The 7247-nt window shown below is 30.0% G+C and carries 5 protein-coding genes; 1 reads left to right on the top strand and 4 read right to left on the bottom strand.

What is annotated here, in order from left to right; genetic code table 11:
• Positions 1–122: 122 nt before the first annotated feature.
• Genes gyrA through yaaA form a run of 4 tightly spaced genes read right to left on the bottom strand, consistent with a single transcriptional unit; the run spans position 123 to position 5886 of the window.
• Positions 123–2570, bottom strand: a complete 2448-nt coding sequence (gene gyrA, locus RWS90_RS04095) for a DNA gyrase subunit A (protein WP_314548877.1) — start codon at positions 2568–2570, stop codon at positions 123–125.
• A gap of 17 nt (positions 2571–2587) precedes the next feature.
• Positions 2588–4504, bottom strand: a complete 1917-nt coding sequence (gyrB, locus tag RWS90_RS04100; RefSeq protein WP_314548879.1) for a DNA topoisomerase (ATP-hydrolyzing) subunit B — start codon at positions 4502–4504, stop codon at positions 2588–2590.
• 40 nt (positions 4505–4544) lie between these two features.
• A complete protein-coding gene (recF, locus tag RWS90_RS04105) occupies positions 4545–5681 on the bottom strand; it encodes a DNA replication/repair protein RecF (RefSeq protein WP_314548881.1) in 1137 nt (378 codons plus the stop codon).
• Positions 5671–5886, bottom strand: a complete 216-nt coding sequence (gene yaaA / locus RWS90_RS04110; RefSeq protein ID WP_314548883.1) for a S4 domain-containing protein YaaA — start codon at positions 5884–5886, stop codon at positions 5671–5673. Before yaaA ends, recF begins: the two co-directional genes overlap by 11 nt.
• Before the next feature lie 376 nt (positions 5887–6262).
• Here yaaA and RWS90_RS04115 point away from each other — a divergent pair, with 376 nt between their 5' ends.
• A complete protein-coding gene (locus RWS90_RS04115; RefSeq protein WP_314548884.1) occupies positions 6263–7081 on the top strand; it encodes a phosphotransferase in 819 nt (272 codons plus the stop codon).
• Positions 7082–7247 lie beyond the last annotated feature (166 nt).

The following is a 7247-nucleotide window of genomic DNA, read 5'->3' on the forward strand; positions in this document are numbered from 1 at the left end:
GACTTCTTTTTCGCTACTTTACAACACCGCTATAATTATTATTCATAAAATTGTTATATTGACATAAATATAAAACTAAGAAGATCTGACCATATAATCAAATCTTCTTAATTTCATTATTATTATTCTTCTTCGTAGACTTCTTCTTTGGCTGCTAAAGTTACAGTTGCTACTTTTTGATCATCAACAAGGTTAATTACTTTGACACCTGTTGCTGTTCTTCCTAATGTGCTAATTGTTGAAACATCAATTCTAATGATAATTCCTTGATCAGTCATAATCATTAAATCTTCATTTCCTGCAATTGACTTAACAGCTACAATCTTACCAGTTTTCTTAGTAACTTTCGCTACTTTGACACCTTTTCCTCCGCGGTTAATTACATTGAATTCCGTAGATTTAGAGATTTTACCAATACCATTTTCTGTTACTGTTAAAATTTTCTTAGATTCATCAACTACTTCCATACCTACTACATAGTCATCTGGAGAAAGGGTAATACCTTTAACCCCGCGGCTTACACGTCCCATTGTACGAACTTTTTCAGCATTTATTCTAATTGCTTGTCCATTTGCTGTAACAATCATAATATCTTGATCATCTGTAATTCTTTGAACATCGATTAGTGAGTCATCATCATCAAGTTTAAGGGCAATCTTACCTTTTTTAAGAATACTTGCGTAATCTCCTAACTTAGATTTTTTAATTACACCATATTTAGTTGAGAAGATTAAACTTGTTCCTTCTTCTTGAAGATCAGAAATTGCAATAATAGAGTTTACTTTTTCTTCTTTTTCAATTTCTAATAAGTTAATAATAGGTATTCCTTTTGATTGTCTACTCATTTGATTAATTTCATAACCTTTAAGAGTATATACTTTACCTTTATCTGTAAAGAATAAGATATGATCGTGAGTTGAACAGCTTAACATATAAGCCACATTATCTTCATCATTTGTAGTCATACCATTTACTCCACGACCGCCGCGCCCTTGAGATTTATAAGTACTTGCAGCAAGACGTTTAATATATTGGTTATAAGATAAAGTAATTATAATTTGTTCTTGTTCAATTAAATCTTCATTTTCAATTTGATCTACTTGCCCTTCGATAATTACACTACGACGTTTGTCTCCGAATTTTTCCTTAACTTCTAATAACTCATCTTTAACGATTTGAATTACTCTCTCAGGTTTCGCTAGTATATCTTCTAAGTCAGCAATAAGTTCCATAAGCTTACTATATTCTTCTTCAATCTTATCACGTTCTAAACCGGTAAGTCTTTGAAGTCTCATATCTAAGATAGCTTGTGCTTGAATTTCAGTTAATCCAAATTGATCAATTAATCCAGCTTTTGCTTCTTCAGCAGTTTGAGAACCACGAATTAAGCTAATAATTCTATCGATATTATCTAAAGCAATTCTTAAACCTTCTAATATGTGAGCACGAGCTTGAGCTTTTTTAAGATCGAACCTAGTTCTTCTTACTACTACTTCTTTTTGATGCTCTAAGTAGTGATAAAGTACTTCTTTAAGATTTAATAACTTAGGTACTCCATTTACAAGAGCAATCATATTAACACCAAATGAACTTTGTAATGGTGTTAATTTGTATAAATTATTTAGAATTACATTACTATTTACATCACGACGTAATTCAATTACAATTCTAATACCTTTTAAGTTACTTTCATCGCGAAGATCTGTTACACCTTCGATTTTTTTATCACGAGCAAGTTCAGCTATTTTTTCAACTAATTTAGCTTTATTTACTTGATAAGGAATTTCTGTAATAACGATTCTTTCCTTACCATTTTTCATTTGTTCAATTTCAGTTTTCCCACGCATGATTACAGAACCACGCCCTGTTGTATATGCCTTAACTATTCCACTACGTCCTAATAAGAATGATCCTGTTGGGAAGTCTGGTCCTTTAATTTTAGACATAAGTTCAGCAATTGTTATTTCAGAGTTATCAGCTAATGCGATTACTCCATCGATAACCTCACCTAAATTGTGAGGTGGAATGTTAGTAGCCATACCAACCGCGATACCACTACTTCCGTTAACTAATAAGTTAGGTATTCTTGCTGGTAATACTTTAGGTTCTTGTTTTGTACCATCATAGTTATCTTGCATATCAACTGTATCTTTGTTAATATCACGAAGTAACTCAGAAGCAATTTTGCTCATTCTTGCTTCCGTATAACGCATCGCAGCAGCTCCATCTCCATCAATAGAACCGAAGTTCCCTTGACCATCTACTAAAGGATATCTACTGTTGAAATCTTGTGCTAAACGTACAATTGTTCCATATGTTGCAGAGTCACCATGTGGGTGATACTTCGCCATTACTTCCCCTACAACAAAGGCACTTTTTTTGTAAGGTTTGTCATATGTTAACCCTAAATCATTAAAAGCATAAAGTATTCTTCTATGAACTGGTTTTAACCCGTCACGTACGTCTGGTAAAGCACGTGATACAATAACACTCATTGAATAATCTAAAAATGAATTTTCAATTTCAGTCGTTATGTTTCTTAAGGTAATATTATTTTTATTATCTTCCATGTTCTATCCTTTCTTTACTAAATGTCTAAGTTTATAACATTTAGAGCATTATCTTCGATAAATTTACGTCTTGGTTCTACTTTTTCACCCATTAATGTATCAAATGCAGCATCAGCTCTTTGAGCATCATCTATACTTACTTTATACATTAAACGGTGTTCTGGATCCATTGTTGTATCCCATAATTCTTCCGCGTTCATCTCTCCAAGACCTTTGTATCGTTGAACAGTGTATTTTTTATCTCCAGCATGTTCTTCAATATTTTGTTTCAGTTCTTCTTCTGTATGGCAGTAAAATTCTTTCTTACCTACTTTTAATCCATATAGAGGCGGTCTTGCGATATAAACATATCCTGCATCAATTAATTCTCTCATATATCTGAAGAAGAAAGTTAATAATAGAGTTCTGATATGACTTCCATCGACATCGGCATCGGTCATAATAACAATCTTATGATAACGAAGTTTATCTATATTTAACGTTTCACCAATACCCATACCTATTGCAGTTATTAACGAACGAACTTCATCGTTTGCTAATACTTTATCAATTCTTACTTTCTCTACGTTCAGAATTTTACCTTTAAGCGGTAAAATAGCTTGGAATTTACTATTACGTCCAAGTTTTGCACTTCCTCCCGCAGAGTCCCCTTCGACTAGGAACAATTCACATTCTGCTGCATCTTTACTTGAACAGTCTGCAAGTTTCCCTGGTAGGTTTGTAAATTCTAATGCATTTTTACGACGTGTAGATTCACGAGCTTTTTTAGCTGCGATTCTAGCACGTGATGCTTGAAGTCCTTTTTCTACAATTATTTTCGCTGTCTTTGGATTTTCTAATAAGAATCTATCCAACTCTTCTGAGAACAATTTATTAGTGATAGTACTCATTTCTGAGTTTCCTAATTTTGTTTTTGTTTGTCCTTCAAACTGCGGATTTGGGTGTTTGATTGAGATAATTGCAACAAGTCCTTCACGAACATCATCCCCTGTTAATGATTCTTTGTCTTTAATAAGTTTATTCTTTTTACCGTAAGAGTTAATTATTCTTGTAAGAGCAGTTTTAAATCCGCTCTCGTGAGTACCACCTTCGTGTGTGTTAATATTATTCGCATAACTTAAGACATTATTTGAATAACCAGTATTATATTGCATTGAGATTTCTACTTCTTTGCCTTCCATCTCACCATGCACATAAATAGCTTCATGTAGAGCGTCTTTATTTTCATTTAACATTTCCACATATTCTAATAATCCACCTTCATAACAGAAAGTTTCTTCTTTTTCTTGACCTTCTCTTTCATCTTTAAGAATTATTGTTATTCCTTTGTTTAAGAAAGCAAGTTCTCTAATACGTGTTCTTAAAATATCATATTCATATACTGTTGTTTCTTGGAAGATTTCTGGATCTGCTTTAAAACGAATAGTTGTTCCTGTTCTGTCAGTATCTCCTACAACTGTAATTCCTTGAACTACATCACCACGTTCAAATTTCATACTGTAAATTTTACCATCGCGATAAACTGACGCTTCTAATTTTGTTGATAAGGCATTTACAACACTGGCTCCTACCCCGTGAAGACCACCAGATACTTTGTATCCACCACCTCCAAATTTACCACCAGCGTGTAGTACTGTAAGAATAACTTCCAAAGCAGGTTTTCCTGTTTGTTCCTGAATATCTACAGGAATACCACGCCCATTATCCTCTACTCTTATCCAATCTCCTTTTTCAATTGCTACAGTTATTGTATTACAATATCCAGCTAACGCTTCATCTATTGAGTTATCCACAATCTCCCATACTAGGTGGTGTAGACCTTTACTAGATGTAGAACCGATATACATACCCGGTCTTACCCTAACAGCTTCTAATCCTTCAAGAACCTGAATCTGATCGGCATTATACTCTTGTATTTGTTTATTTTCTACCATGATTTTTCCTTTCATTTTAGTAAATTTATAAATAAATTTTCTAGACTATTTCGCTAATATTTCCATTTTCTATTTTGAAAACTTTAGCTTTTTTCAATAAATCTTCTTTAATATCTGATATTGAAGGTGTTGTAATAAATGTTTGTACATTTTCATTAATTGCATCTAATAATTTTAGTTGTCTATTTTTATCTAACTCACTTAGTACATCATCTAAAAGTAAGACTGGATATGTTCCCGTCTTTGATTTTAAATAGTTAATTTCAGCTAATTTTAACGATAATACTATACTTCTTTGTTGTCCTTGGGATGCGTACATTTTTGCATCAAGATCATTAATATAAAATTCTAAATCATCTTGATGTGGCCCAATTTTTGTACTTCCACGCATAATATCATCAAACGATTTCTTCATCATGACTTTTACTAAGTTCTCTTCTGTAAAATTAGTATCATTCACATCTATTATATTTAATGATTCCAACACTGAACTTTTGTACTTAATTTTTAAAGTTTCTTGCCCATTTGATATATTAAGCATATTGTGATATGTTAACGCTGAAATTTCATGAACAAATGACACTCTTTCTTTAGTAATATATATTGCTACCTTGGCAAGTTGAGAAGTAATAGTTTCTAAATATGCTAAGGACATCTCATCTTTTGGATTTTTTCTCATATCTTTCAAATAAGAATTCCGCTGTTTTAAAAGATGTTGATACATCAAATAATACTTGTGGTACACACGAGAAAATTGATAGAATTCCCTATTAATAAACTCACGTCTTAGTGCTGGCGAACCTTTAACTATTTGCAAATCTTCTGGAGAGAATAATACTACATTTAACTCACCGACAAAATCTGTTAACTTAGTTTTTTTTACTCCTGCAATTTTCGCACTTTTACCTTTGTTATTTATTCCTAACATGATATCTAGATTTTTATTATTTTTGTTAACTACACACGACATAGCTGTTGCAGTTTCTCCAAACATTATACACTCACTATCACTTTTTGTTCTATAGCTTCTTCCTAGTGCTAAACAAAAAATAGACTCTATAATATTAGTTTTTCCATTCGCATTGTTTCCTACTAAAACATTAAGCGAGGGATGTGATTCTATATTCGCAGATAAATAATTTCGAAAGTAGAGTAACTTTAAACTCTTAATTTTCATTAATAATTATAAATTCATTTCCTTCTAATTTGATTACATCATTTGAATATAATTTTTTCCCTCGTCTATTTTCTGATACCCCATTAAGCTCAACTTCTGCTTCTTGTAAAAAGTATTTAGCTTCTCCTCCAGAACCTATAAAACCTTCTAATTTTAAAAATTGTGCTAATGTAATATATTCAGTATTAATAAAAACTTCTTTCATTTTACACCTCCTATGATATTTAAAAATGAAACTATGTGTATATAAATATATTTTATACATTATAATTATACCAAAATTATCAATTTTTTTCAACAAAACCTCATTTATTTATAAATTAAAAATACAAAATAATTATATATACCATGTATTTTTTAAGATTATACAATATATAAGTTCACATAAATAACATATTAAATTCACATGAAATTTATTTCTTTATTTTTGAATAATATTATAAAAAAAATAGTATTTTAATAATAAATTTTAATATTTATCAAAGTGTAATGAAATCGTTTTTACTTTTATCTTTCATCAAAATAATGTATAATTTAAATAAATAAGCAATATCATTTTATAAATTAAGGAGGAAAATAATATGTTCAATATTAATAAGTTAGAAAAAATATTAAATCAAAAGATAATATCTCTTGAAGAAACGAGCTATGGCGTATCTAATAAAAATTATATTATTACTACTAATACGAATAAATATTTCTACAGAACATCAAAAGATACAACAAAAATTGTTAATAAAGCAAATGAAAAAGAAGCTCTAACTTTACTATCTTCCGAATCATATTTTCTTAAACCTGTTTATTTTAATAATGATAATCTTATAACTGAGTTTCAACAAAATCCCAAAACGTTTGTTTCCCAAAGAACACTGTCAAATATAGTTAGAATTTCTAAACTTTTAAAAAAATTCCACTCTAGCAAATTTCTAGCTAAAAATAAATTTGATCCGATATCTAAATTTATGGAATATTATGAACAACTAGATACTACTGAACATAATTTAGATAAATTTATGCATATTATAGTTGATTTTAAAAAAGTATATACACCAGATCGTCTTTGTCATAATGATTTAGTTGAAGGCAATTTCCTATTTACAAATGAAAAGCTATACCTAATTGATTTTGAATATGCAGGATATAATGACTATTACTTTGATATTGCAAGTTTTATATCCGAAAATAATTTAAACTACGAAGAAACTATAACATTCTTAAAATCATATTTTGTTGATGAAGTATGCAATTTTAAAAAGCTAGACATATTCTTACAGTTCTGCGATTTACTTTGGTATACTTGGGCTATCTTATTGTATGATAAACGAAATGAAGAAGTATACAACCAAATAGCTCAAGATAAGCTATATAGCCTTAAAAATCCTAGAAAAATAGTATATTAATAATTGAAACTTATTATTTTATCATTTCATTGACTTACTAGTTTGATCGGTTTATATATTTTATAAAAACAAAAAAGTTACCTGCAAAATTATGCAAGTAACTTTTTTAACTATTTCTAATTATTTAGCTAAAGCTGCTTTAGCTTGTTCACAAATGCTTGTGAAT

Origin of the sequence: uncultured Gemella sp. (assembly GCF_963529685.1) — a bacterium.
Lineage (GTDB): Bacteria > Bacillota > Bacilli > Staphylococcales > Gemellaceae > Gemella.

Coding starts and splice junctions, on each gene's coding strand:
- gyrA (WP_314548877.1), bottom strand. CDS start 2,570: ATGGAAGATAATAAAAATAATATTACCTTAAGAAACATAACGACTGAA.
- gyrB (WP_314548879.1), bottom strand. CDS start 4,504: ATGGTAGAAAATAAACAAATACAAGAGTATAATGCCGATCAGATTCAG.
- recF (WP_314548881.1), bottom strand. CDS start 5,681: ATGAAAATTAAGAGTTTAAAGTTACTCTACTTTCGAAATTATTTATCT.
- yaaA (WP_314548883.1), bottom strand. CDS start 5,886: ATGAAAGAAGTTTTTATTAATACTGAATATATTACATTAGCACAATTT.
- RWS90_RS04115 (WP_314548884.1), top strand. CDS start 6,263: ATGTTCAATATTAATAAGTTAGAAAAAATATTAAATCAAAAGATAATA.